Genomic DNA, 25,350 nt, shown 5'->3' with positions numbered 1-25,350 from the left:
TGATTACCGACTGCATTTCCTTTAGGTAGCATTCACCAGTTATGCTTTACTGGTGATTGAATCAGTTCTTCTTGATCCTTTTGAAATGTACATAACCTTCTTCATTACGTTCCATTTCTACAGGTTCACCATCCATTGTTAAATCTGGTTGTGTTAGGCTTGACCCTGGTTGATTTTGTTCACCTTCATCTTTGGATTCTGAACTGCTTGGTTCTGAGAACAACGGTCCCGATGCAGGATTATCATTGTTTGTTATTGTCTGCAGAGGATATGCAAAAGGTGAATTATATCCTTGCGCACCTGAATCAGGGGCAGAGGCGAGTACAAGAGGCGGCAATTGCTGATAGCTTCGAGCTAAAACTTGTGCAAAACTACTTCCAGCAATTCCAGCAATTCCAGCAATTCCAGCAACATTAATTGAATTGACTGGGGTATGAAAATACTGTTGTAATGTTGTTGCAAGTGAAGAATTCATCTTTTTTTTCTCCTCTTTTCTTCTATTCTGGAACCAGTCACGGACTTGTATCGTAGTCATTTTAGCCTTAGCAGCAATTCTCTGTTGACCCTTTGGGGGTAAATAATTATTTTCTTTAAAAGCGCTTTCAAGAATTCTTTTTTGTTCAGGAGTAAATTTTCCTCTTCTGCGTTTCTTGTCTGGTGTACCTGGTGTCTGTGCAGTCTGTTGTCGTTTTGTGAATAACTGCCTATTTTTTACTGGCAATTTTTCGTTTCCAGCCTTTCTTGCAAGGGGTTTACTGGACTGAAGAAGAGTTTGGCCTGAGCCTGCCCGTGAATTTGGAGCAGTTACTATTGCGCAGGCGATATTTGACGGATATTGACCATATGTACAATGTTGAATGTGGGGGGGATTTGTTCCTGAAGCTGGCCGTGTTTCCAAAAAGCTAAGGCAGTAAAGTAGATAATCCCTTGGATACTGGGAGTAAGCTCCTTGGCTGAGTTGATCGAACAGATATTCCTGAAAAGTCACTCCATCTAATAAAGCTAGCCAGATGCGCCCTTCATCATATTGACGTCTAAATCCTATTATAAGATGCGCAAGATCATCATCACAATATCCATAATATCCAGGTTTTTTGAACGAGCTTCCAAACATATAAGTGATAACAGTTGTGTAGGATTTATCAGGCTTAACGGACAGGTCGTAAGCAGGAAATTTTGTTTTTGGTGAAAGCAATAGCTCTTGGTTAAAACTATCCGGTACGATTGTATACCGTCCTCGGTGGTGTAAATTATTACCGGTCATTTCCAATAATAACTGCATTTTTGCAGTAACCAGTGCTGTTATGAATGTATCAGGTGAGTGGAGTGGCTTCTGTTCTTCTGAACTTGGGGTTGTCTTTCTTGTATTAAGCACAAGAAAAGAGCCATTGGTAAAATCATCTGGTGGAAAGGTTTGGTGGCTCGCGTCCTTGGGTTCGCCTGTTGTCAGTTCTGCATATGCATCAGAATATCGCGTTTTGTTGCCCAGCAGCAATTCTGCAGGGGTTTTTATTCTTACAGTATCTCCGGGATACATGTAACAAGACAGAATGTCTTCCTGTTCAGGAACAGTCTGGCAATAGCTGTTGCCCGAGTCTGTCTGGCTTTCGGGCAGGTGTTTGATCTTGTCGCGAAGCTTAAGTTCAATGGTTTCAGGCTGTTCATTGAGGGAGACCACAACGATTTCATCATTGTTAATGAGCAGACGACCCGGGTCTTTAGAATCATTATTTATATTGACTGTCAGGAGCGATGATGACTGCACCCTGACAAAGGTAGGCGTTGTGTTTTTCGACGGCAGACCAGTAAGAGAGCAGAAGTGTTGACTATTGTCTTTTTTCAGACAGTAAAAACCATTGCTTTTCTGAATGGAAGAGTCTGGTGCAGTAGAGTCTGTTGCAGTAAAGTCTGTTGCAGTAAAGTCTGTTGCAGTAAAGTCGGTTGCAGTAAAGCTGATAATGTGGTTAGCCAGATCACTTTGAGATTTGCAAGTAAATAGCACTAACAGAAGAGCGATACTTGCACGCAAAGCCAACCATGGTTGAATAAAATAGCAAGCCATACGGATACTCGAGTTTAGAGAATTATAAGCACGAAAGTTTTGTATTTTTCGAATCAGATTATTCTCGGACAGCCTCCTAGCAAGAGGAAACAGTTGCCATGTTCACTTCAGAACAAAGAGTAATTCTTCAGGAACTCTATATATACGACATTTCTTGTCGGAGCGCTATCTTCAAATGCAGCACCAACGTTCTGCGAACTGCTCCTTGGGAGTATGCTCTCCGGTGAGGGCTTTGTTACACAGGCATTGCTGGCTATCCACTACGAAGGGTTCTGGAATAGCTATCATCATTGGATTTCCCAAGGAATCTGGAGGTGTGAAAGTTTGGCTCTATGGAAAGCATCGGACAGTATCCTTCCGCTCCTGTCTTTGCCGAGCTCGTTTTCTAAAAGGTCGTATAGTCCTTGTCGTCTGGAGCCGTTTTATAAACGACAAAGCGGAGTTAACAAGGGGAAACAGAAAGTAAAATATTCATCTCGACAGATACGACAATGGAAGCAGAAGAGGTGCTGCTCGCTTATGCCCAAAGATGGCCTATCGAACCTATGTTTCAACAAATGAAACATGAATTCGGCTGTAAGCATCTCTGGCAGCAAAAACTCAGAACGTTGCTTCGGTGGATGCATATAAAAATGGCTGGTTATGCCTTATTGCAATTGTTGACCATTTGCCAGAATAAATCGGCCCTGGAAGTCGGAAAAATTGCCTGATGGCCAGAGAATACCGTTACAGCAGGAATGTTAAAGTGTGCTTTGTGCTGGATTATTCCTCCACTTCGGGTGCGCCGCTGCTGGAACCGATATGAACAAAAATTGGAGCTGATATCGGAGAAAATACACGACCGACCGATCAGTATTTTGCCGAAAGCAGCATAATTCTTAAGAAAAGGAAGAGAGTTGACTGTTTGGACAAACTGCTAAACGTCAGGCTGACGGACTGGTTTTCGTGAAGAAAAAAATCTAACCAAACAGTCGTACATTTAAAACTCTAAGGTGGAGTACATGATCTCCAGTCCTGTAGCTGATGTGCTGAAATCCATATGAAACGGCGAAGAGCCTATATAGTGCCTGTCCGAAAACCCACAAACACTTGAAAACAGCAGCCTGTAGCCCCATATAGTACTCGAAGATTTTCCAAAACAGGCTGTTTCCACATTTATGCGCCAAACCATCAACCCACAAATGCAGTTGGGCGAAGTTGATATCTCCGCCATCACGTTTAATCCCAAGTCCAGAGACGACATTCCCCGCCTGCTCCGGGGCTGCAACATATCTGGATAACACCTGATCTGCGACACAGGGTTTTTCAGGTGCTTGAGAACATAATTCCTGCCAGTCGGCACAATGGTCGTCCTGGTATGGACCTCTGGAACATTCTGGTCTTTGGCACTCTGCGCCTTGTCACTAATTGTGACTACGACCGCCTGCAAGAGTTGGCTAATGAACATGGGACATTACGGAAAATGCTCGGGCATGGTCCCTATTGTACCCACACCTACCACATACAAACATTACAGGACAACATCAGCCTCTTCACACCGGAGATACTGGATCAGATTAACCAGGTCACGGTGGATGCAGGTCACCAGCTGGTTAAAAAAAAGATGAGCCGCTACATGGCCGTACCGATTCGTTCGTAGTCAAAACCGATGTCCATTTCCCCACGGATATCAGCCTTCTGAGCGACGCTTGCCGTAAGAGTATTGAGTTTGCGTCAGCTCTTGCCAATCAGTACCAGCTTCCGGGCTGGCGTCAGCGCAAATACCTCAAAGATCAGCATCGCAAGCGCTACAACAAGGCTCGAAACCTGAAGCATTCCAGTGCGACCTGTGAACTGAAACAGCAGCAGCGGCAGCACGATATTGAGATGGCTCATCTCGAGTACATAAAGTACAGCCTTTCAATTGTCCGCAGAGCTGAAACGACCTTGTCCTTGCTGGTGAAAAAGCAACCGGATGAGCCAAGGCTGGAAAACCTCAAATATCACATAGCCCACAGTCGTCACCAGATAAACCTGATTTACCGACGGGTGATAGAACATGAGCAGATTCCCCATAATGAGAAGGTGTTCTCAATCTTTGAGCCTCATACAGAATGGATCAGCAAAGGCAAAGCCGGAACTCCGGTTGAACTGGGGTTACGGGTCTGCGTGTTGCAGGATCAGTTCGGTTTTACTTTGCATCATCAGGTCATGCAAAAACAAACAGACGACCAGGTTACAGTACCTATGGCTGAGGCTGCCAAAAAGCGGTTCCCGACATTAAGCCAGGTGAGCTACGACAAAGGCTTCTGGAGTCCGGGCAATCTTGAAAAGCTGGAAGTTCTTCTGGAGCATTCAGTTCTTCCCAAGAAAGGCAGGCTGTCAGCCAATGACAAAAAACGGGAATGCCACCCGGAATTTATCCGGGCAAGAAGGAAGCACTCAGCCGTTGAATCCGATATCAACGCACTGGAAGCGAATGGTCTCGACAAATGCCCGGATAAAGGGATAGAAGGCTTTGAGCGGTATGTCGCACTGGCTGTTGTCGCCAGCAACCTGAAGCGGTTGGGTAAAATTCTGCTGACCAGAGATCGTCAGTAGCCTTTCAGTCAGGCTCCCGTCAGTTTACTTTTGATCATGCCAAGCATGAGAGATTACTGTGCTCGTAGATAGTCGAATCAGGTTGTATTTTGAGCAGCGCAGTACAAAAAACATCCTTTGTTCGTCTGGTAACTGAAATCCAGCCGTTATCAACTTCTGTCGGCCAGGAACGACTGCCATTTTTCAGAGGTTTTCTGACAGGCACTATATAATGCTCTTCAATATAGCCCTATAGAGTCTGCGATGTGATTATTTTTTACTGATCTACAAACCTTGCAGCACAAGAGCTTTAATATTCAGCGGGAATTGCTGACCAACTGCATTTCCTTTGGGCGGCATTCACCAGTTATGCTTTACTGGTGATTGAATTATTTGCTCTTCTTTTTTTAAATTAGACGCTTTTGAACTCTATATCACCGTTTTTATCACGTTTTATTTCACCTTTATCATTAACTTCCATTTCGACAGGTTTACCATCCTTTGTAAAATTTGGCTTTTCCCTTGGCTTAATTGCTCTTTGTGATTGATTTTGTTCATTTTCAGATTTTGTACTTTCACTTGACGCAGGGTTTCTGCCATCTGGCTCAGAAGTACCTGATTTTGAACTCGATTCATACATGTATGCTTCTGGCACAGCATTATCATTGTTTGCTGTTGTCTGTGCAGGCGATTCTGGATAGTCGGGGAACTTCCAGGTTGTGAATGGTTTTTGCCTTTTCAGTTTTAGAAGAAAACCGTGTGCAGAGCTAACACTAACAGTATTATTTGAAATGATTGGTGGCGGAATATTCGGTTGCACTGTTGGTGCAAGTGATAAATACCCTCCACTTTGTGCGGCCGTAGTTTGACCCTGATTGAAAGCGTTTGAATTAGACTTAGCTTCTTTTTTTCTTTCTCGTGCTCTTTTATTGCTGTACCAGGTTAAAATTTGCTTCCGACTGAGTCCAGTCGATTGACAAAGTTTCTCTAGATCACTTGAGGCTAAATAATCATCTTTTGCAAAAGCATTAACAAGAATATTTTTTTGTGAAGGAGTAAAAAATTTTCTTTTACGTTTATGGCGTATATGTGTACGTGCATGTGTAGGTGGTTGAATGTTGGTGAAGGTTGCTCCTGAAGCTCGATACCGATTAATATACGCAAGGTGGTCAAGTATATCTTGCTCTGTATAAATGTGATTTTGTTGGCGCATTTCATTTAACAGGTATTGCTCAAAACTCATTGCAGCTGCCGCTTGCTGATTGCCCATATCGTATTGAACTCTATAGTATTCAATAAGAAATATAAGAGATGAATCACCATCATATTGGTATGGAGAGATTCCAAACATATAAGTGATAACAGTTGTGTAGGATTTATCAGGCTTAACGGACAGGTCGTAAGCAGGAAATTTTGTTTTTGGTGAAAGCAATAGCTCTTGGTTAAAACTATCCGGTACGGTTGTATACCGTCCTCGGTGGTGTAAATTATTACCGGTCATTTCCAATAATAACTGCATTTTTGCAGTAACCAGTGCTGTTATGAATGTATCAGGTGAGTGGAGTGGCTTCTGTTCTTCTGAACTTGGGGTTGTCTTTCTTGTATTAAGCACAAGAAAAGAGCCATTGGTAAAATCATCTGGTGGAAAGGTTTGGTGGCTCGCGTCCTTGGGTTCGCCTGTTGTCAGTTCTGCATATGCATCAGAATATCGCGTTTTGTTGCCCAGCAGCAATTCTGCAGGAGTTTTTATTCTTACAGTATCTCCGGGATACATGTAACAAGACAGAATGTCTTCCTGTTCAGGAATAGTCTGGCAATAGCTGTTGCCCGAGTCTGTCTGGCTTTCGGGCAGGTGTTTAATCTTGTCGCGAAGCTTAAGTTCAATGGTTTCAGGCTGTTCATTGAGGGAGACCACAACGATTTCATCATTGTTAATGAGCAGACGACCCGGGTCTTTAGAATCATTATTTATATTGACTGTCAGGAGCGATGATGACTGCACCCTGACAAAGGTAGGCGTTGTGTTTTTCGACGGCAGACCAGTAAGAGAGCAGAAGTGCTGACTATTGTCTTTTTTCAGACAGAAAAAACCATTGCGTTTCTGAATGGAAGAGCCTGGTGCAGTAGAGTCTGTTGCAGTAAAGCTGATAATGTGGTTAGCCAGATCACTTTGAGATTTGCAAGTAAATAGCACTAACAGAAGAGCGATACTTGCACGCAAAGCCAACCATGGTTGAATAAAATAGCAAGCCATACGGATACTCGAGTTTAGAGAATTATAAGCACGAAAGTTTTGTATTTTTCGAATCAGATTATTCTCGGACAGCCTCCTAGCAAGAGGAAACAGTTGCCATGTTCACTTCAGAACAAAGAGTAATTCTTCAGGAACTCTATATATACGACATTTCTTGTCGGAGCGCTATCTTCAAATGCAGCACCAACGTTCTGCGAACTGCTCCTTGGGAGTATGCTCTCCGGTGAGGGCTTTGTTACACAGGCATTGCTGGCTATCCACTACGAAGGGTTCTGGAATAGCTATCATCATTGGATTTCCCAAGGAATCTGGAGGTGTGAAAGTTTGGCTCTATGGAAAGCATCGGACAGTATCCTTCCGCTCCTGTCTTTGCCGAGCTCGTTTTCTAAAAGGTCGTATAGTCCTTGTCGTCTGGAGCCGTTTTATAAACGACAAAGCGGAGTTAACAAGGGGAAACAGAAAGTAAAATATTCATCTCGACAGATACGACAATGGAAGCAGAAGAGGTGCTGCTCGCTTATGCCCAAAGATGGCCTATCGAACCTATGTTTCAACAAATGAAACATGAATTCGGCTGTAAGCATCTCTGGCAGCAAAAACTCAGAACGTTGCTTCGGTGGATGCATATAAAAATGGCTGGTTATGCCTTATTGCAATTGTTGACCATTTGCCAGAATAAATCGGCCCTGGAAGTCGGAAAAATTGCCTGGCGGCCAGAGAATACCGTTACAGCAGGAATGTTAAAGTGTCCTTTGTGCTGGATTATTCCTCCACTTCGGGTGCGCCGCTGCTGGAACCGATATGAACAAAAATTGGAGCTGATATCGGAGAAAATACACGACCGACCGATCAGTATTTCGCCGAAAGCAGCATAATTCTCTTAAGAAAAGGAAGATGTTACCTCCGCCAATAAATGACCCCAAATCACCGGTTTGAAATGACCTCTCGATTTACCACTTCATGGCCGAATCCCATAGTGTTATCAGCACTCAGGAAAAGGAGCCATGATCAACCGAGAGGACTACCTTATGATAAAGCAAGCCAGAGACAAAGGCTGCTATCTTGAGGACATTGCCTGCCAGAGAGGTTGCTCTGTCAGTACCGTCAAGAGAGCCCTGCAAAGGCAAGGGCCACCACCCAGACGCAAATCCGGTGTTCGCCAGAGTAAGCTTGATGATTTCAAATCCGTCATTGACGCGTTACTGGCTGAGAATGTCTGGAATGCCGAGGTCATATTTGCCGAAATCAAAGGGCAGGGATATGCCGGTGGCATCACCATTTTACGGGACTATATCCACCCTAAACGCACCCTGCGTGAAAGCAAGGCGACCACCCGTTATGAAACGGCTCCCGGTCACCAGTTGCAGCACGACTGGGGAGAACTGCAGATCGAAGTTGGAGGTGAGCTTCGCAAAGTTTATGTCTCCGTTAATGTTCTGGGCTACTCACGCCGCTTCTATGCCTTTGCTGCTTACAGCAATGATGCGGAACACACTTATGAAAGCCTGATCCGGGCGTTCGAGTGGTTCGGGGGTTCAAGTGCGCAGGTACTGGTTGATAACCAGAAGGCTGCAGTTCTGGAGCATCCTGGTAACGGACAGGTGAAGTTTAATGAAGGTTTTCTGTTGTTGTCTCGACACTACGAGTTTCAGCCTAAAGCCTGCAAACCCTACAGAGCACAGACCAAGGGAAAAACCGAGCGTATGGTGCGCTACGTAAAAGAAAACTTCTTCCAGCGCTATCGCAGCTTTGAAAGCCTTGAGCACTTGAACCAGCAACTGGGAGACTGGCTGACCAACGTAGCAGATGAACGCCATCATGACACTCTGAAAGAAAAAGTGGCTGACGCTTTGCTAAAGAACAGCCGCACCTTCAAAAGCTACCGGATATTCGTTATGACACCAGCTACCGGGAAACACGACGTGTGCCGGTTGATGGTTACATTAATTTTAAGACGAATCGCTACAGTGTTCCCAGTACTTTGGTTGGTCAGCAAGTCAGTATCCGCATGGGACTTGACCGGCAGCTACGGGTTTATGGCCCGGACGATACCCTCGTTGCCAGCCATCTGCTGGTTGACGCAAAGAACCGCTGGGTACTCGACGCCACCCACCACCGTGCCCTGTATGACGAGATCAAGGTTGAAACCCGTGACCTCAGCCATTATGAGGAGGTGGTGTGATGGAACAGTTAACGACACTGGTCAATCGCCTTAAGCTTGACCACCTGGCTGACAACCTTGATACCCTGTGTGAGCAAGCCAGCAAGAAAGACCTGAATTACCGGGAGTTCCTGGTAGAAGTGCTTTCTACTGAGTGGGCTGGCCGTCACCAGAAAGGGCTTGAGAGTCGTCTAAAGCAAGCCCGGTTACCATGGCTAAAAACATTAGAGCAGTTTGACTACAGCTTTCAGCCGACCGTTGACCGAAAAGTGGTTCGGGAACTCTCCGGTCTTGGTTTTGTTGATCGTGCTGAAAATGTCGTATTACTCGGACCGCCAGGTGTTGGTAAAACACATCTGGCAATAGCTCTGGCTGTTAAGGCAGCAGAAGCCGGACATCGGGTTATGTTCATGAGCCTCGACAAGCTGATGACTACGCTGAAAAAAGCGTTGCAGGAGAACCGGCTTGAAAGACAGATGCAGCAACTGATGTACCCAAAGCTGCTGGTACTGGATGAAATTGGCTACCTTCCTATGGATCAGGATGAAGCCAGCCTTTTCTTCCGACTCGTGACTCGCCGTTACGAAAAGGCAAGTATCATCCTGACCTCGAATAAGAGCTTTGTCGACTGGGGCGAGATCTTTGGCGATCAAGCCATAGCCACTGCGATCTTGGATCGGCTACTGCATCATGCGACAACTCTCAATATCAAAGGTGAGAGTTACCGCCTGAAAGAGAAGCGCAAAGCTGGATTACTGAAAGGCACTTCTGCCAAGAAATAAACCTGAAAACACAGTGAACTTAACCGTTGAAAGCGGGTCAAAAGTATTGCTGAAAACGGGTCATCTCAAACCGGTGGAAGAAGGTCATATTAAAGCGGAGTTAACAAAGAGAGTTGACTGTTTGGACAGACTGCTAAACAGCAGGCTGACGGACTGGTTTTCGTGAGGAAAAAATCTAACCAAACAGTCGTACATTTAAAACTCTAAGGTGGAGTACATGATCTCCAGTCCTGTAGCTGATGTGCTGAAATCCATATGAAACGGCGAAGAGCCTATATAATGCTCTTCAATATAGCCCTATAGAGTCTGCGATGTGATTATTTTTTACTGATCTACAAACCTTGCAGCACAAGAGCTTTAATATTCAGCGGGAATTGCTGACCAACTGCATTTCCTTTGGGCGGCATTCACCAGTTATGCTTTACTGGTGATTGAATCATTTGCTCTTCTTTTTTTAAATTAGACGCTTTTGAAATTTATATCACCGTTTTCATTAACTTCCATTTCGACAGGTTTACCATCCTTTGTAAAATTTGGCTTTTCCCTTGGCTTAATTGCTCTTTGTGATTGATTTTGTTCATTTTCAGATTTTGTACTTTCACTTGACGCAGGGTTTCTGCCATCTGGCTCAGAAGTGCCTGATTTTGAACTCGATTCATACATGTATGCTGCTGGCACAGCATTATCATTGTTTGCTGTTGTCTGTGCAGGCGATTCTGGATAGTCGGGGAACTCCCGGGTTGTGAATGGTTCTTGCCTTTTCAGTTTTAGAAGAACAACGTGTTCAGAGCTAACACTAACAGTATTATTTGAAATGATTGGTGGCGGAATATTCGGTTGCACTGTTGGTGCAAGTGATAAATACCCTCCACTTTGTGCGGTCGTATTTTGACCCTGATTGGAAGCGTTTGAATTAGACTCAGCTTTTTTTTGTTTTACTCTTTGATTGCTGTACCAGTTTGTAACTTGCACCTCAGAGAGTCCAGTCGATTGACAAAGTTCCTCTAGAACATCTGAGGTTAAATAATTATCTTTTTTAAAAGCATTAAAAAGACTATTTTTTTGTGAAGGAGTAAAAAATGCTCTTTTACGTTTATGGCGTATATGTGTGTGTCCATCTGTAGGTGTGCGCGTATGTGTCAGTGCAGGTTGTTGTGGTATTGTGCAGGTGCAGGCGGCACCTGATAGTAAGCATTTGCCGCATATGCCATAAGGTACAATGATTGGGGTAGGTGGTTGAATGTTGGTGAAGGTTGCTCCTGAAGCTTGAATCCAATTAATATACGCAAGGTGGTCAAGTATATATTGCTCTGTATAAATGTGATTTTGTTGGCGCATTTCATTTAACAGGTATTGCTCAAAACTCATTGCAGCTGCCGCTTGCTGATTGTCCATATGGTATTGAATTCTATAGTATTCAATAAGAAGTATAAGAGTTGAATCACCATATTGGTGTGGAGAGCTTCCAAACATATAAGTGATAACAGTTGTGTAGGATTTATCAGGCTTAATGGACAGGTCGTAAGCAGGAAATTTTGTTTTTGGTGAAAGCAATAGCTCTTGATTAAAACTATCAGGTACGGTTGTATACCGTCCTCGGTGGTGTAAATTATTACCGGTCATTTCCAATAATAGCTGCATTTTTGCAGTAACCAGTGCTGTTATGAATGTATCAGGTGAGTGGAGTGGCTTCTGTTCTTCTGAACTTGGGGTTGTCTTTCTTGTATTAATCACAAGAAAAGAGCCATTGGTAAAATCATCTGGTGGAAAGGTTTGGTGGCTCGCGTCCTTGGGTTCGCCTGTTGTCATTTCTGCATATGTATCAGAATATCGCGTTTTTTTGCTCAGCAGCAATTCTGCAGGGGTTTTTATTCTTACAGTATCTCCGGGATACATGTAACAAGACAGAATGTCTTCCTGTTCAGGAACAGTCTGGCAATAGCTGTTGCCCGAGTCTGTCTGGCTTTCGGGCAGGTGTTTAATCTTGTCGCGAAGCTTAAGTTCAATGGTTTCAGGCTGTTCATTGAGGGAGACCACAACGATTTCATCATTGTTAATGAGCAGACGACCCGGGTCTTTAGAATCATTATTTATATTGACTGTCAGGAGCGATGATGACTGCACCCTGACAAAGGTAGGCGTTGTGTTTTTCGACGGCAGACCAGTAAGAGAGCAGAAGTGTTGACTATTGTCTTTTTTCAGACAGTAAAAACCATTGCTTTTCTGAATGGAAGAGTCTGTTGCAGTAGAGTCTGTTGCAGTAGAGTCTGTTGCAGTAGAGTCTGTTGCAGTAGAGTCTGTTGCAGTACAGTCTGTTGCAGTACAGTCTGTTGCAGTAAAGCTGATAATGTGGTTAGCCAGATCACTTTGAGATTTGCAAGTAAATAGCACTAACAGAAGAGCGATACTTGCACGCAAAGCCAACCATGGTTGGATAAAATAGCAAGCCATAAGGATAACTACCTGGATTATTTTAAGCGTTAATCTTAGCAGCCAACATTGTTTTTGCTTTGTAATGATTACAAAAAAGGGAAGAGTTAATCCCTTCCCGTTACAGGTAAAACAAGATAATAAAAAATACAACTGTTTTCACTTTCCAGTGATTGATGGGGTTGCATTTTTATTATTGATCAGGTGGTTCCCTCTGTTATTTTGTCAGTACGGATTTTTTCAACGATCGCTGTCGTTGAACAGTTATCAAGAAAGGCCAGAACTTTCACGTCACCGCCGTATTCGTAAACGATATCAGCACCGACCACTTCATCAATGCTGTAATCCCCGCCTTTGACCAGTACGTCGGGCTTCACCATGCGCAGCAGGTTTTCGGGGGTGTCTTCACTGAAGCTGACGACCCAGTCAACGGCTTCCAGACCCGCCAATACTGCCATACGTCGATCTTCCGTATTGATCGGGCGACCTTCGCCTTTCAGGCGTTTCACCGACTCGTCACTGTTAATCGCCAGTACCAGACGGTCACCTTGTTTGCGAGCCTGTTCCAGATAACCGACATGTCCGGCGTGAATGATATCGAAGCAACCATTGGTAAAGACGATTTTTTCACCGTGAGCGCGGGCATCTTCAATGGCAATCATCAACTGATCTTTGGTGACAACACCGCGTTCAGCACCCAGCTCGCGGTTCACTTCGCGGCGCAGCTCCGGCATGCTGATGGTGGCAGTACCCAGCTTGCCCACCACAATGCCTGCGGCAATGTTGGCAATAGCGGCCGCCTGTGGCAGTTCTGCACCCGCTGCCAGTGCGGCAGCCAGAGTGGAAATCACGGTATCACCGGCTCCGGTCACATCAAACACTTCCCGGGCACGGGCTGGCAGATGAACTTCCTGACGGTCTTTGCAGATCAGGGTCATACCGTGTTCGCTGCGGGTAATCAGCAGGGCTTCGAGTTCCAGCTCCTGCATCAGCTTCTGGCCTTTATCCACCAGTTCCTGTTCGTCTTTGCAATGACCGACAACGGTTTCAAACTCGTGCAGATTCGGTGTGATCACGGTAGCACCACGGTAACGTTTAAAGTCGGTGCCTTTGGGATCAACCAGAACCGGAATGTTGCGGGTGCGGGCATTGCGAATCAGTTGCTGGTGATTTTGCAGTGTGCCTTTGTTGTAATCGGACAATACGACAGCGTCAATGTTATCAAGTAACGCTGTCGTTTTTTCTTCCAGAATATCGCTGCTCAGGCTACGGAATGCTTCTTCGTGATCCAGGCGAATCAGCTGCTGGTGCTGGCTGATCACTCGCAGTTTGGTAATGGTGGGAGCATCGGGCATGCGCGCGAAGTCGCAGAACACGCCTGCGGCTTCCAGACGGGTTTGCAGGGCATCGGCCGCCTCATCATCACCGGTGGCGGCAATCAGCCAGGCCGGTGCACCCAGTGAAGCAATGTTCAGGGCAACGTTACCGGCACCGCCGGGGCGATCTTCCACCTGACCAATACGGACAACGGGAACGGGTGCTTCCGGTGAGATTCGGGAAGTCGCGCCATGCCAGTAGCGGTCCAGCATTACGTCGCCTACCACCAGGACCCGGGCCTGGTCGAAACGGGGCAGAGTCAATTTCATTCAGTGTATTCCGCTTTTTTTACCTTCCTTTATCTGGAAGGAGAGGAGCCAACCCTGTCGATTGGCCCTCTTGTCAAACAGTAGTCAAACAGTAGTCAAACAGTCATCAAACAGTCATCAAACAGTATCAGGCAGACCACTGTGTTTACAGGGCTTCCAGTAAGTCTTCCTGATCTTCTTTAAACTGCAGTTTGTGCAATTTGGCGTAGTGACCGCCTTTTGCCAGCAACTCGGCGTGGTTGCCGGTTTCAACAATCTGACCTTTGTCCATCACCAGAATGCGATCAGCGTTTTCGATGGTGGACAGTCGATGGGCAATCACCAGTGTGGTTCGCTCTTTCATCACTTCTTCCAGAGCCGCCTGAATATGGCGCTCGGACTCGGTATCCAGAGCCGAAGTGGCCTCGTCGAGAATCAGAACCGGAGCGTCTTTTAAGATTGCCCGGGCAATTGCCAGACGCTGACGCTGACCACCGGACAGCAGTACGCCGTCTTCGCCGACCAGTGTGTCAAAGCCTTCTGGCATGTTGGCGACAAATTCACTGGCATAGGCCGCATCGGCAGCGGCTTTTATATCGGAGTCACTGGTTTTTTCCAGAGAACCATAAGCAATGTTGCGGCTGACGGTGTCGTTGAACAGGGTGACATTCTGGTCAACCAGAGCAATGTGGCTGCGAAGGTTTCTCAGGGCAAAATCTTCAACATCGGTGCCGTCCAGCAGAATCTTTCCCTGCCCGTGGTTATAAAAACGTGGCACCAGATTAGCCAGGGTCGTTTTACCCGAACCGGAACGACCCACCAGAGCAATGGTTTGTCCGGGTTCTACGGTAAAGCTGATGTTGTCCAGAGCCGGACGGTCGGCATTCGGGTATTGGAAGGTAACGTTTTTGAACTCCAGATGACCTTCGACTTTTTCGGATGTGAAGGAGCCGTTATCGGACTCCGAGGGTTCGTCTGCCATCCTGAAGATACTTTCGGCCGCTGCAATACCCCTTTGGATATTGGCATTCACTTCACTGAGCTGACGAATAGGCTTCGGTAGCAAAGCGGCGGCTGTAACAAAGCTGACCAGAGAGGCAGTGGTTGCATCGCCTTTCAACCAGAGTACCAGGAAAAACAGGATCGCGAGGGCCGAGTTTACCAGTAGTTGCAGGGTCGGGGTGTGAATAGCAGACGCTTTAACCATTTTCAGGTTTTGGCGGGTATTTTGTTTACTGGCACTGCCAAAGCGGTTTATTTCATAATCTTCACCACCAAAGCCTCGAACGACCCGGTAACCATTGATCGTTTCAGAGCTGACATGGGTCAGGTCACCCATAGAATCCTGGATTTTCGAGCTGAGCTTGCGGAAACGCTTGCTTGCTGTGGAAACTACCAGAGCGATCAACGGGCCAACAGCAAAGAACACCAGAGTGAGCTTCCAGTTGGTGACGAGGAGGTACAGGATCAGGAAAGTAACCGTTAACCCCTCCCTGACCACTACTTTGATGGCATCGGTAGCTGCGCCCGTCACCAGGCTGACATTATAGGTGATTCTGGCTATCAGGTGACCCGAGTTGTTGTTGTCAAAGTACTCATTGGGCAGTTGTACCATGTGGCTAAACATGAGGCTTCGCAGGTCATGAACAATACGGAGTGATACCTTGGCAAGATAATAGTTACCCAAAAATGATCCGATACCGCGTAAAATAGCGATAACAGTCATTACAGCAGGTATTAATGCTGCAGAAGCAAAGACCTCAACCGGGATAAATCCGCCAAGGTCTCGGGTGATGGTGGCATGGCTGCCTTCCAAAGCTTCAACAAAGTACTCCAGCAGCCGGGCAAAAGCTGGTTGAGTCAATGCAAACAGGGCATAGCCGAGCAGGCTGATAACGAAGAAACCGGTATAGGGTTTTACATAGGTCAATAGCCGCAGATAGATCTGCAGGCCACTGGCCTTGGCTGGTTCTGACATGGCCATTAAAAATCAATCAGTTAAAGTGTTCGCTATTGTGGATGAAGTCACAGCATTGCTCAATGCAAACCGAGTCAAGACTGTGAAAATCGGCGAACCGGTAATATTAGCACAAATGTGCAACAGTGACGGGAGAGAGTCTGTGTTGTTGAACTCTACTGATAGCGACTGATGGTGTTATGCATATTTTCCAGAACCGGATTTCCTTCTGGAAGTCCTTGATGCAAAGACCGGCTGATCAGTAGCTTCAGTAAAGCCATTTCCACACGTTTTCGTTCGGGGTTGAAAGGCTTTTTGCCCTGAAGAATCTCGGGGTGAAGCTGGATTCTCTGCTCGTCCAGACTTCTTAGCGCGTCTGCGTCCACGTTTTTGAATGCTGTCTTTTTTAAGGTGATTCTGGGCTTGGCAGGGCTTTTTGAAGCGGCTTTTGAAGAACTCGCTGAAGAACTTGCTGAAGAACTCGTTGAAGAACTCGTTGAAGAACTCGTTGAAGAACTCGTTGAAGAAAAAGTATCCACAAAGAAAACCATACCGCCAGCATCCAGCGCAGCAACATAATGGCCCGAACGTTTAATGTCTACAGGTTTTGGTTTGGGGAAGTCCCGGAAATCAAAATTGTTACAGTAGGGTTTGCAGCTCAGGGAGGTTGCATCCGGGTCTTTCAGATACTCTTTCACCAGTTCGGCTAGTACTTCAATCATTTCTGCATCGACAGGATTAAAGACGGGTAGGCTGGCCGGGTTGACCCGAAAGTGACTCATAACACTTTGCCAGAGGTTTTCGGGTGGTGTTGCAACCAGGTTACCCTGCGCGATCCGGTCTGTCAGCCAGAGCGCCGTGCCGGGTGCTCCCCAGTCCCTGATAATGTCCAGTACTGCGCTGTAATTCATGATGCCATTGTCATCCGGGTAAATAAGCATCACTTCGCAGGTCAGGTACTTTCCATCCGGTGTTGTCGTAGGAAACAGCCTCAGGGTTGATCTCTTGGGTAGTTGTTTCTGAAGTTTAATCAGGGCCTTGATGTAACGGCTGACATACATCCCCGGTTTTGGTTTCCATTTAGGAGATACATCGATGTATGGCTGTGAGCGGCTTTTGCTTTGCAGCACGCTGGCGTGTATGTCATTGGTTGTTTTTAACCGTTTGCCCAGAGGCTTGCCGTAAAAGGTTTTCTTTCCAGATGCTTTTTGTTCTGTCGAAAACGTATTTGCAGGGAAGACCATACGCATATGAACCAGATGGTTAGCTTCAAAAGAATCATCAATAAGGTCGATACCGTCGTCAGCTGCGTTATTGTCGAAGCGTTGACCGGTGACAGACGATTGATTCATGGCGTGCTGAGCCATCTCGCCATAGTTTGGTTCAATGCCCCCTGGAGTGGCCTTGAGGAGTTGTTCAGGAAGGTATTCGGCAAAGGCCTGACTGAAGCCATAAACAGGGCCTCCAGTCGTGCTGTTTATGGAGTGCAACAAGCTATTGAAGTTGTGTCCGGCTGAGACGTGTTGCAGAGCGCTGGTCAACTGTTCGGCATGGGGTTGCCAGTTAAACCTGGCTGAAGAGGACTCATACAGGAATTCCAGAGGATAGGTTTCAGCCTGGTTATCAACGTCAGCTTTGGCACCTGCGACACTGAAACACAGCGTGATGGCGCAAGATTTTATAATTAAACGGGCGATCCTGCCGGAATACATAGGTTTCACTCCATCCTGGAATTACTGCTTCCCTTATAAGACTGGCAGGCGTCGATAAAGTTCCGGTTTGTCATTTATACCGTTATGACGATTGGTATGAGCATTTTTTATCGGTATGGGGTACTATTCACCGCTTTTTAATTTTCCCGGTTTTTGCAGGTAACTCTCAGGTGACTATCAGGTGACTATCAGGTGATGCGGCGGCTGTTTGGCAAGCGACTTTCTGGCAGGGATTATCAGGTCTTGCGTCAGGGCGCAGAGGTGATCGAGCACGACGGGGATGGCGATAAAGTCCTGCGTCTGGCCGATGGCTCGTTCCTGAAACTGTTTATGGTTAAAAGCCGGTTCAGTTCCGCCCGGCTCCTGCCTTACTCGGTCCGGTTTGCTACCAATGCTGACAAACTGCACCGAATGAATATTCCAACGGTCACCATCATTAACTGCTACCGTATACCTTCTATTGCAAGAACCGCGGTGCATTATCAGCCTCTGCCGGGGAAAACCCTGAGACAGGTGTTGTCCGGGCTTAATAGCGAGGAGCGGCAAAAGCTGCTGGCCGACAACGCCCGGCTGATTGCCAGAATGCACCGGTTGGGCGTGTATTTTCGCTCGGCCCATCTGGGCAATATCGTGCAGCAGCCTGATGGCACTCTCGGGCTGATTGATATTGCCGATATGCGCTTTAGCTGCGGCACCTTGAAAAAAGAGCTGCGCTTGAGGAATTTTCGTCACATGGCCCGCTACGAGGTCGATGTGAATTACCTGCTTGAAAATAACACCTTTCCTTCGGTGTATGCAGAACAGGCCAGTATGAACGCCGAAGACGTTGCCCGTGTTATTCAGTCCTCCCGGGGACAGTAAACGAGATTTGATGAGAGAAAAACTGTGATAGAAAAACTTCGTAACAATTTATTGCGGAACGTGGCGATCATAGCGCACGTTGACCACGGTAAAACCACGCTGGTAGACAAACTGCTGCAGCAGTCCGGAACTCTGGGTCGTAAAGATCAGGGTGCGGAGCGCATTATGGATTCCAACGATCAGGAAAAAGAGCGCGGCATTACCATTCTGGCGAAAAACACCGCGATCAACTGGCAGGATTTCCACATCAACATCGTGGACACCCCGGGACACGCCGACTTTGGTGGTGAAGTAGAGCGGGTTCTGTCCATGGTGGATTCTGTTCTGCTGCTGGTAGACGCGGTTGATGGCCCAATGCCCCAGACCCGCTTCGTGACCCAGAAAGCGTTTGAACAGGGTCTGCGCCCGATTGTTGTTATCAACAAAATTGACCGTCCGGGTGCCCGTCCTGACTGGGTAATGGACGAAGTATTTGATCTGTTTGATCGTCTGGGTGCGACTGAAGAACAGCTGGACTTCCCGGTGATCTATGCTTCCGCCCTGAATGGTATTGCCGGTGATGATCCGGAAAACATGGCTGACGATATGACGCCGCTGTTCGAAATGATCACCAGCAACGTACCGGCTCCTAAAGTAGACGTTGAAGCGCCGTTCCAGATGCAGGTATCTGCGCTGGATTACAGCAGCTTCCTGGGTGTTATCGGTGTGGGTCGAATCACCCGTGGTTCCCTGAAACCATCCACCCCGATCAAACTGATTGATGCCGATGGCAACGTTCGCAGTGCCAAGATTCTTAAGGTGATGGGTCATCTGGGTCTGGAGCGTGTTGATGTAGAAGAAGCCCGTGCGGGGGATATTGTCTGCGTCACCGGTATCGACAAGCTGAACATCTCTGACACCCTGTGCCACCCGGATCACGTTGAAGCGCTGCCGCCACTGACCGTGGATGAGCCTACTGTGAGCATGACCTTCCAGGTCAACAACTCTCCGTTTGCGGGTCAGGATGGTAAGTTCGTGACTTCCCGCAACATCAAGGATCGTCTGGAACAGGAACTGCTGCACAACGTAGCCCTGCGGGTTGAGCCGGGTGACAGTGCGGACAAGTTCAAAGTGTCTGGCCGTGGTGAACTGCACCTGTCGGTTCTGATTGAAACCATGCGTCGTGAAGGCTTCGAACTGGGTGTTTCCCGTCCGGAAGTGGTCGTGCGTGAAATTGACGGTGTTAAGCAAGAGCCTTACGAACAGGTGGTTGTTGACATCGAAGAAGAACATCAGGGTTCCCTGATGGAAGAAATGGGTCTGCGTAAAGCGGAACTGACCAACATGGTACCCGACGGTAAAGGTCGTGTACGTCTGGAATTCATCATGCCAGCCCGTGGTCTGATTGGTTTCCGTTCCCAGTTCCTGACCATGACGTCCGGTAGCGGTATTCTGACCAATGTCTTTGATCACTATGGCGTGGTAAAAGACGGTGAAGTGACCCATCGTCAGAACGGTGTTCTGGTGTCCATGGTAAACGGTAAAGTGCTGGGCTTCGCTCTGTGGAACCTGCAAGACCGTGGTCGTTTGTTCCTGCCGCCTAACGTTGACGTTTATGAAGGTCAGATTGTCGGCCTGCACAACCGTGACAACGATCTGGTGGTTAACCCGACCAAGGGTAAGCAGCTGACCAACGTTCGTGCGTCCGGTTCCGATGAAAACATTCAGCTGACACCGCCTATTCGTCACTCTCTGGAGCAGGCTCTGGAATTCATCGATGACGATGAGCTGGTGGAAGTAACGCCTAACCACATTCGTCTGCGCAAGAAGCTCCTGAAGGAGCACGAGCGTAAGCGTGCCAGCCGTTCCAAGTAATGTGATCTGCTGAAAGGAAGGGGCTTTATGCCCCTTTCTGTTTTCTAAGACAGTCTCTCACGGTTGTGCCTCCTTTTTCCATTCCTGACCGCTTCCCACTGACTACATTTCAGAGTATGTTTTAATTGAACGTTATGATCTGTCGGTACGCCCCGAAGGAAGGTTCATGCATACGCTCTACCCCGCCATCAAGCCTTACGCCACCCACTTCCTGAAAGTGGATGAGCTTCACGAACTGTACGTTGAGGAAAGTGGAAGTCCGGACGGCATTCCGGTGCTGTTCATTCATGGTGGTCCGGGGGCAGGCAGTTCGGAAAAGTCCCGACGTTTTTTTGATCCTGAAAAATATCGGATTGTGGTATTTGATCAGCGGGGTTGCGGCCATTCCAAACCGCATCTGGAGCTGAAGAACAACACCACCCAACATCTGGTTGAAGACATTGAAAAGATTCGCGTATCTCTCAAGATAGATCGCTGGGTTTTGTTTGGTGGTTCCTGGGGATCGACTCTGGCGCTGGTCTACGCTCAGGCGCACCCGGCAAGAGTTATGGGGATGATTCTTCGGGGTATCTTCCTTGCCCGGCAACAGGATCAGGACTGGCTTTATAAACCCGAGGGAGCTGCCCGTATTTTTCCTGATCATTGGGCGCATTTTGCCGAGATTATTCCGGAAGATGAACGAGACGATATGCTGAAGGCGTACCACAGTCGTTTGATGGGAGATAATGAGCTGGCAAGAATGAACGCTGCCAAACACTGGTCACTCTGGGAAGGCAGAATCAGTTCACTGCGACCCAGTCAGGAAATGGAAGACGAAGCGGCTGACCCGCACTTCGCTACCGCCATTGCTCGTATTGAAGCGCACTATTTTGTCAACGATACCTTCCTGAAACCCGGGCAGATCATTAATAATATGGGGCTGATTGACCAGATTCCCGGCATTATCATACATGGTCGTTACGACATGGTATGTCCGTTGGATAATGCGGTTGAACTGGCGAATCACTGGACCGAAGCTGAATTACAAGTCATTCGTGATGCCGGTCACGCTGCCAGTGAAGTATCCATTACCGATGCTCTGGTGCGTGCGTCAGACAAGTTTGCCCGACAATTCGAATAGCCCGTTTGATCGTTGTACCGTAGGTTGGGACGAGCGCAGCGACCTCCCAACACGGTGACTCACCGACAGGTTCAGACTGCATCATTCTCTATCCGATTTATTTTTTATCTGATTTATTTATTACATTTCAGGAGTTAGTTCGATTATGCGCGGACTCATTCAAAGGGTTCAGTTTGCCAATGTGAAGGTAGATGGCGAAACCGTTGGAGAAATTGGTGAAGGCCTGTTGCTGTTTCTTGGTGTTGAAAAAGACGATGATCAGGCCAAAGCCGACAAACTGCTGGAAAAGGTGCTGAAGTATCGCGTGTTTTCGGATGAACAGGGTAAGATGAATCTGGGGTTGAAAGATACTGGCGGTGGTCTGCTGGTGGTTTCCCAGTTCACACTGGTGGCCGACACCCGCAAAGGGTTGCGCCCCGGCTTTAGCTCAGGTGCCAGCCCTGAACACGGTGAAGCGATGTACGATTATTTTGTCCAGCGTGCAAAAGCATTACATGATGATGTTGCTACCGGCCAGTTTGCTGCCGATATGAAAATCTCCCTCCTTAATGATGGCCCAGTGACGTTTAATCTGGATGTGTGAGCCGTCATAATAAATACCGGCCAACTGACCGGTATTTTTTCAGACAAACGACAGATTACATCTGCTCTACGGTCTCAATACCCAGCAGATCCAGACCCTGTTTAATGGTTCTGGCTGTCAGAGAGCACAGCTGCAGACGGGAGTTCTTCAGTGCTTCAGAAACCCCTTCTTTGTTAACCGGGCAGCATTCGTAGAAGCTCATAAAGGCTCCGGACAGTTCGTACAGGTAACCACAAACAATGTGTGGCATGCCTTCACGGGCAGCCTGTTCAACGGTTTCGCTGAACCGTGCCAGCTTCAGAGCCAGTTCGCGCTCGGTGGGTTCGCTAATGGCGATATCGCCCTTCAGACCGGCTTCGCTAACACCGGCTTTACGGAAGATGCTTTGTACACGGGTGTAGGCGTACAGCATGTAAGGCGCGGTATTGCCTTCAAAGGCCAGCATGTTGTCCCAGTCGAATACGTAGTCGCTGGTGCGGTTTTTGGACAGATCGGCGTATTTTACGGAACCCATTGCCACCGCTTTAATGACGTTAACCTTCTGTTCTTCGCTCAGGTCGCTGTCCTTGCTGGCGAGCAGGCGGGCGGCACGCTCTTCCGCTTCGTTCAGCAGGTCAACCAGTTTGATGGTTGTACCGGCACGGGTTTTAAATGGCTTGCCGTCTTTACCCAGCATCATGCCGAACGCATGGTGTTCCAGCTGTACGTCGTCTGTCGCAAAACCGGCCTTGCGGGCAATGGTGTAAACCTGTTCGAAGTGCTGACCCTGACGAGCGTCTACATAGTACAGAACACGGTTGGCGTTCAGGGTGTGAACACGGTGACGGATGGCTGCGAGGTCGGTGGTGGAATACAGGAAACCGCCGCCGGACTTCTCGACGATCACACCCATCGGGTCGCCGTCCTTGTTTTTGAACTCATCGAGGAACACCACTTTGGCGCCCTGGTCTTCGCTCAGCAGACCTTTGCTGTCCAGTTCTTTAATGATCACTGGCAGACTGTCGTTGTAGGCGCTTTCGCCCATCACATCGCCCGGAGTCAGGGAAACGTTCAGACGTTCGTACACTTCCTGGTTGTGAGACAGGGTGACGTCAACCAGTCGCTTCCACAGTTTTTTGAAGTGAGGTTCACCGGCCTGCAGGCGTACAACATAGTCACGGGCTTTGGCGGCGAAAATTTCGTCGTCGTCAAAGTGCTTTTTGGCGGCTTTGTAGAACGTTTCCAGGTCAGACAGTTCCATATCCATGGCTTCTTCCTGATTGCTCTGCTCCAGCTCTTCCAAGTGCGCAATCAGCATACCGAACTGGGTGCCCCAGTCGCCCAGATGGTTCTGGCGAATCACTTTGTGACCCAGAAACTCCAGAGTACGGGCGGTAGAGTCACCAATGATGGTGGAGCGCAGGTGACCCACGTGCATTTCTTTGGCAACGTTCGGTGCAGAGTAGTCCACAATAACGGTTTGTGGTTTGGCGACGGCCTCGACGCCAATGCGTTCGTCAGAAACCGCTGAATGCAGACCTTTTGCCAGAAACTCAGGGGCCAGATAAATGTTGATAAAGCCCGGACCGGCAATTTCGGTTTTGTCTGCAATACCGTCCAGATCCAGATGATCAACAACGGTCTGAGCCAGATCACGGGGCTTCTGACCCATTTTCTTGGCAGCTGCCATAACCGCATTGCACTGGTAATCACCAAAGTTAGCGCGGGCACTTTGGCGAACCATGGCAGGCGTGTCTTCTGGAGCACCGGCGGCGTTCAGCGCCTTGATGACCCTGTCTTCAAGCAGCTTGAGAATATTCATGGATGAGTCCTTGATGTGAAACTCGTATCAATTTTACTTCAATAGCCGTCAGGAGGGTTCCGGGCTATTGATCGTCGTTATGGGGTGTTGCTCTCAGTCGGTACCCTGAAAAGGTTCGCCCGTAGGAGGAAAACAGGGCTTGATAGCAGGGTGAGTGAGGGCGATCCTGGCTGCGAATGCTAGCGAAAATAGCGCATTTAAACAACATGCATTGACCTGTGAGGCTTGACCTGATGCTGGTTCCAACGGTGATAATAGGGGCTGCGAGAAACGACTCTGTAAGATTGAAGATTGGAATGTCAACCGAATGAGTGCCCAGAGAGCAACCAGCCGACGGGGAGCCAGTAAAGGCAGTACCCGCAAATCCAGTAGCGGAAAACCCAAGGTGCCGGGATGGCTATTCCTTGTCACCGGTTTTGCTCTGGGCTTTTTTGTCGCGTCACTGATCAGTCTGACGCCTTCAGCCATTGATGTGCCTGTGCCACAGCGCGAGGATGGTAAGGCTTCAGCGAAAAACAGTGAGCCGAATCCGGTGTTTGATTTTTATACGTTGTTGCCGGAAACCGAGGTTGTGCTGCCAGAGCCGGAAGCCACACCGGTTACCCGACCTGCTCCAAAACCTGCCGCAACCACCAGGGCACCGGCAACAAAGCCTGCAGAGCATAATCGTTATCTGCTTCAGGCGGGTTCATTCCGCAGTGAAAAGGATGCCGACCGGCTGCGGGCAACTTTGATTTTATCCGGGCTGACGCCGCGCATTTCCAAAGTCAATGTGGCGGGCGGGGAAACCTGGCACCGGGTGCAGATCGGGCCGTTTGATGATCAGGGCAGTCTGGACAATGCCCGCCGGATTCTGGCTGAACAGAAGATCGACAGTTTGCTGTTGAAATTAAAATAATTGGAGTTTGCCCTTGATAAAGCCGTGATGCGCCCAATATAGACTCCTGAACTACATCATTGAATGAAAGGAGTCCACCTTGGAACAGTATCGTGGCACAACTATTCTGTCTGTCCGTCGAGCTGACAGCGTGGTGGTAGGCGGTGATGGTCAGGTTTCCCTGGGTGACGCCGTCATCAAGGGCAACGCCCACAAAGTACGTCGCCTGTACAAAGGTAAGGTCATTGCCGGATTTGCCGGTGGTACTGCTGACGCCTTTACCCTGTTTGAACGTTTTGAAGCGCACCTTGAAAAGCATCAGGGACGTCTGGAAAAATCGGCGGTTGAGCTGGCCAAAGAATGGCGCACCGATCGCACCCTGAATCGCCTCGAAGCCATGCTGATTGTGGCTGACGCGAAATCTTCCCTGATTATTACCGGTAACGGTGACGTTATGGTCACTGAAGATGGCATTCTGGCCATTGGTTCCGGTGGTTTCTTTGCCCAGTCTGCCGCCAAGGCGCTGTATCAGAATACTGAGCTGGGCGCCCGGGATATTGTTGAAAAGAGTCTGGAAATTGCCGCCGATGTGTGTGTTTACACCAACCACAATCGCGTGATTGAAGAAATCTCCATCGAAGAATAAATAACATCCCGAACAGGCAATGCAGTCTTAACAAGCAAGCATTTCCGGAACGAACAGTATTAAGAG

General features: G+C 47.9%; 16 protein-coding genes and 2 pseudogenes. 11 read left to right on the top strand and 7 right to left on the bottom strand.

Annotation, left to right across the window (positions count from 1 at the left end):
- Positions 1-61 precede the first annotated feature (61 nt).
- A complete protein-coding gene (locus EZMO1_RS20220; RefSeq protein WP_061509674.1) occupies positions 62-2,062 on the bottom strand; it encodes a homeobox domain-containing protein in 2,001 nt (666 codons plus the stop codon).
- Between the two features lie 491 nt (positions 2,063-2,553).
- Here EZMO1_RS20220 and EZMO1_RS20215 point away from each other — a divergent pair, with 491 nt between their 5' ends.
- Complete coding sequence (locus EZMO1_RS20215; RefSeq protein WP_061509672.1) at positions 2,554-2,772, top strand: hypothetical protein; 219 nt, start codon at positions 2,554-2,556, stop codon at positions 2,770-2,772.
- Between the two features lie 447 nt (positions 2,773-3,219).
- Positions 3,220-4,642 (top strand): annotated as a pseudogene (locus EZMO1_RS20205) (ISNCY family transposase).
- Between the two features lie 391 nt (positions 4,643-5,033).
- On the opposite strand, the gene EZMO1_RS20200 reads toward EZMO1_RS20205, so the two are convergent.
- Positions 5,034-6,875 (bottom strand): homeobox domain-containing protein, encoded by a 1,842-nt coding sequence (locus tag EZMO1_RS20200; RefSeq protein WP_061509670.1) that lies wholly within the window; start codon positions 6,873-6,875, stop codon positions 5,034-5,036.
- Between the two features lie 491 nt (positions 6,876-7,366).
- On the opposite strand from EZMO1_RS20200, the gene EZMO1_RS20195 reads away from it, so the two are divergent.
- From EZMO1_RS20195 to istB, 3 genes and pseudogenes are all read left to right on the top strand, one after another.
- The gene (locus EZMO1_RS20195; RefSeq protein ID WP_061509668.1) at positions 7,367-7,750 is read left to right on the top strand and encodes a hypothetical protein; all 384 of its coding nucleotides are present in this window, start codon (positions 7,367-7,369) and stop codon (positions 7,748-7,750) included.
- Positions 7,751-7,879: 129 nt separating this feature from the next.
- A pseudogene (gene istA / locus EZMO1_RS20190) lies at positions 7,880-9,057 on the top strand (IS21 family transposase).
- Positions 9,057-9,818: an IS21-like element helper ATPase IstB gene (gene istB, locus EZMO1_RS20185; protein WP_034873160.1), complete on the top strand. Its 762-nt coding sequence runs from the start codon at positions 9,057-9,059 to the stop codon at positions 9,816-9,818. Before istA ends, istB begins: the two are co-directional and overlap by 1 nt.
- Positions 9,819-10,277: 459 nt before the next feature.
- Here istB and EZMO1_RS20180 read toward each other — a convergent pair whose 3' ends face one another.
- From EZMO1_RS20180 to EZMO1_RS20165, 4 genes are all read right to left on the bottom strand, one after another.
- Positions 10,278-12,269, bottom strand: coding sequence for a homeobox domain-containing protein (locus tag EZMO1_RS20180; protein WP_061509666.1), 1,992 nt, complete (start codon positions 12,267-12,269; stop codon positions 10,278-10,280).
- A gap of 179 nt (positions 12,270-12,448) precedes the next feature.
- On the bottom strand, positions 12,449-13,894 hold the full coding sequence (gene hldE / locus EZMO1_RS20175) for a bifunctional D-glycero-beta-D-manno-heptose-7-phosphate kinase/D-glycero-beta-D-manno-heptose 1-phosphate adenylyltransferase HldE (protein ID WP_034875881.1): 1,446 nt from the start codon (positions 13,892-13,894) through the stop codon (positions 12,449-12,451).
- Between the two features lie 145 nt (positions 13,895-14,039).
- Positions 14,040-15,851 (bottom strand): lipid A export permease/ATP-binding protein MsbA, encoded by a 1,812-nt coding sequence (msbA, locus tag EZMO1_RS20170; protein WP_034877306.1) that lies wholly within the window; start codon positions 15,849-15,851, stop codon positions 14,040-14,042.
- Positions 15,852-16,006: 155 nt separating this feature from the next.
- Entirely contained in the window at positions 16,007-17,551 is a 1,545-nt protein-coding gene (locus EZMO1_RS20165) for a hypothetical protein (protein WP_222842149.1), read from the bottom strand.
- A 183-nt stretch (positions 17,552-17,734) separates the two neighbouring features.
- Here EZMO1_RS20165 and EZMO1_RS20160 point away from each other — a divergent pair, with 183 nt between their 5' ends.
- The 4 genes from EZMO1_RS20160 (at position 17,735) to dtd (ending at position 21,960) form a co-directional block, all read left to right on the top strand.
- Positions 17,735-18,403, top strand: coding sequence for a BUD32 family EKC/KEOPS complex subunit (locus EZMO1_RS20160; protein ID WP_201772193.1), 669 nt, complete (start codon positions 17,735-17,737; stop codon positions 18,401-18,403).
- Positions 18,404-18,427: 24 nt separating this feature from the next.
- Complete coding sequence (typA, locus tag EZMO1_RS20155; protein WP_034875888.1) at positions 18,428-20,257, top strand: translational GTPase TypA; 1,830 nt, start codon at positions 18,428-18,430, stop codon at positions 20,255-20,257.
- A 166-nt stretch (positions 20,258-20,423) separates the two neighbouring features.
- Entirely contained in the window at positions 20,424-21,377 is a 954-nt protein-coding gene (gene pip / locus EZMO1_RS20150) for a prolyl aminopeptidase (RefSeq protein WP_034875890.1), read from the top strand.
- A gap of 145 nt (positions 21,378-21,522) precedes the next feature.
- Positions 21,523-21,960 carry a D-aminoacyl-tRNA deacylase gene (dtd, locus tag EZMO1_RS20145; protein ID WP_034875892.1) on the top strand — a complete coding sequence of 146 codons (438 nt, stop codon included), beginning with the start codon at positions 21,523-21,525 and terminating at the stop codon, positions 21,958-21,960.
- A gap of 55 nt (positions 21,961-22,015) precedes the next feature.
- Here the strand turns inward: dtd and argS are convergent, their stop codons facing one another.
- A complete protein-coding gene (argS, locus tag EZMO1_RS20140; RefSeq protein WP_034875894.1) occupies positions 22,016-23,761 on the bottom strand; it encodes an arginine--tRNA ligase in 1,746 nt (581 codons plus the stop codon).
- A gap of 307 nt (positions 23,762-24,068) precedes the next feature.
- On the opposite strand from argS, the gene EZMO1_RS20135 reads away from it, so the two are divergent.
- Entirely contained in the window at positions 24,069-24,659 is a 591-nt protein-coding gene (locus tag EZMO1_RS20135) for an SPOR domain-containing protein (RefSeq protein WP_034875896.1), read from the top strand.
- 79 nt (positions 24,660-24,738) lie between these two features.
- Positions 24,739-25,284: an ATP-dependent protease subunit HslV gene (gene hslV / locus EZMO1_RS20130; RefSeq protein WP_034875898.1), complete on the top strand. Its 546-nt coding sequence runs from the start codon at positions 24,739-24,741 to the stop codon at positions 25,282-25,284.
- Positions 25,285-25,350: the final 66 nt, after the last annotated feature.

This window comes from Endozoicomonas montiporae CL-33 (assembly GCF_001583435.1).
GTDB lineage: Bacteria > Pseudomonadota > Gammaproteobacteria > Pseudomonadales > Endozoicomonadaceae > Endozoicomonas_A > Endozoicomonas_A montiporae.
Note: the sequence above shows the minus strand (reverse complement) of the source record. Positions and strands in the feature narration are given on the sequence as shown.

Excerpts from the sequence above, each read along its gene's own strand:
- EZMO1_RS20220 (WP_061509674.1), bottom strand. The coding sequence starts at position 2,062 with ATGGCTTGCTATTTTATTCAACCATGGTTGGCTTTGCGTGCAAGTATC.
- EZMO1_RS20215 (WP_061509672.1), top strand. The coding sequence starts at position 2,554 with ATGGAAGCAGAAGAGGTGCTGCTCGCTTATGCCCAAAGATGGCCTATC.
- EZMO1_RS20200 (WP_061509670.1), bottom strand. The coding sequence starts at position 6,875 with ATGGCTTGCTATTTTATTCAACCATGGTTGGCTTTGCGTGCAAGTATC.
- EZMO1_RS20195 (WP_061509668.1), top strand. The coding sequence starts at position 7,367 with ATGGAAGCAGAAGAGGTGCTGCTCGCTTATGCCCAAAGATGGCCTATC.
- istB (WP_034873160.1), top strand. The coding sequence starts at position 9,057 with ATGGAACAGTTAACGACACTGGTCAATCGCCTTAAGCTTGACCACCTG.
- EZMO1_RS20180 (WP_061509666.1), bottom strand. The coding sequence starts at position 12,269 with ATGGCTTGCTATTTTATCCAACCATGGTTGGCTTTGCGTGCAAGTATC.
- hldE (WP_034875881.1), bottom strand. The coding sequence starts at position 13,894 with ATGAAATTGACTCTGCCCCGTTTCGACCAGGCCCGGGTCCTGGTGGTA.
- msbA (WP_034877306.1), bottom strand. The coding sequence starts at position 15,851 with ATGTCAGAACCAGCCAAGGCCAGTGGCCTGCAGATCTATCTGCGGCTA.
- pip (WP_034875890.1), top strand. The coding sequence starts at position 20,424 with ATGCATACGCTCTACCCCGCCATCAAGCCTTACGCCACCCACTTCCTG.
- dtd (WP_034875892.1), top strand. The coding sequence starts at position 21,523 with ATGCGCGGACTCATTCAAAGGGTTCAGTTTGCCAATGTGAAGGTAGAT.
- argS (WP_034875894.1), bottom strand. The coding sequence starts at position 23,761 with ATGAATATTCTCAAGCTGCTTGAAGACAGGGTCATCAAGGCGCTGAAC.
- EZMO1_RS20135 (WP_034875896.1), top strand. The coding sequence starts at position 24,069 with ATGAGTGCCCAGAGAGCAACCAGCCGACGGGGAGCCAGTAAAGGCAGT.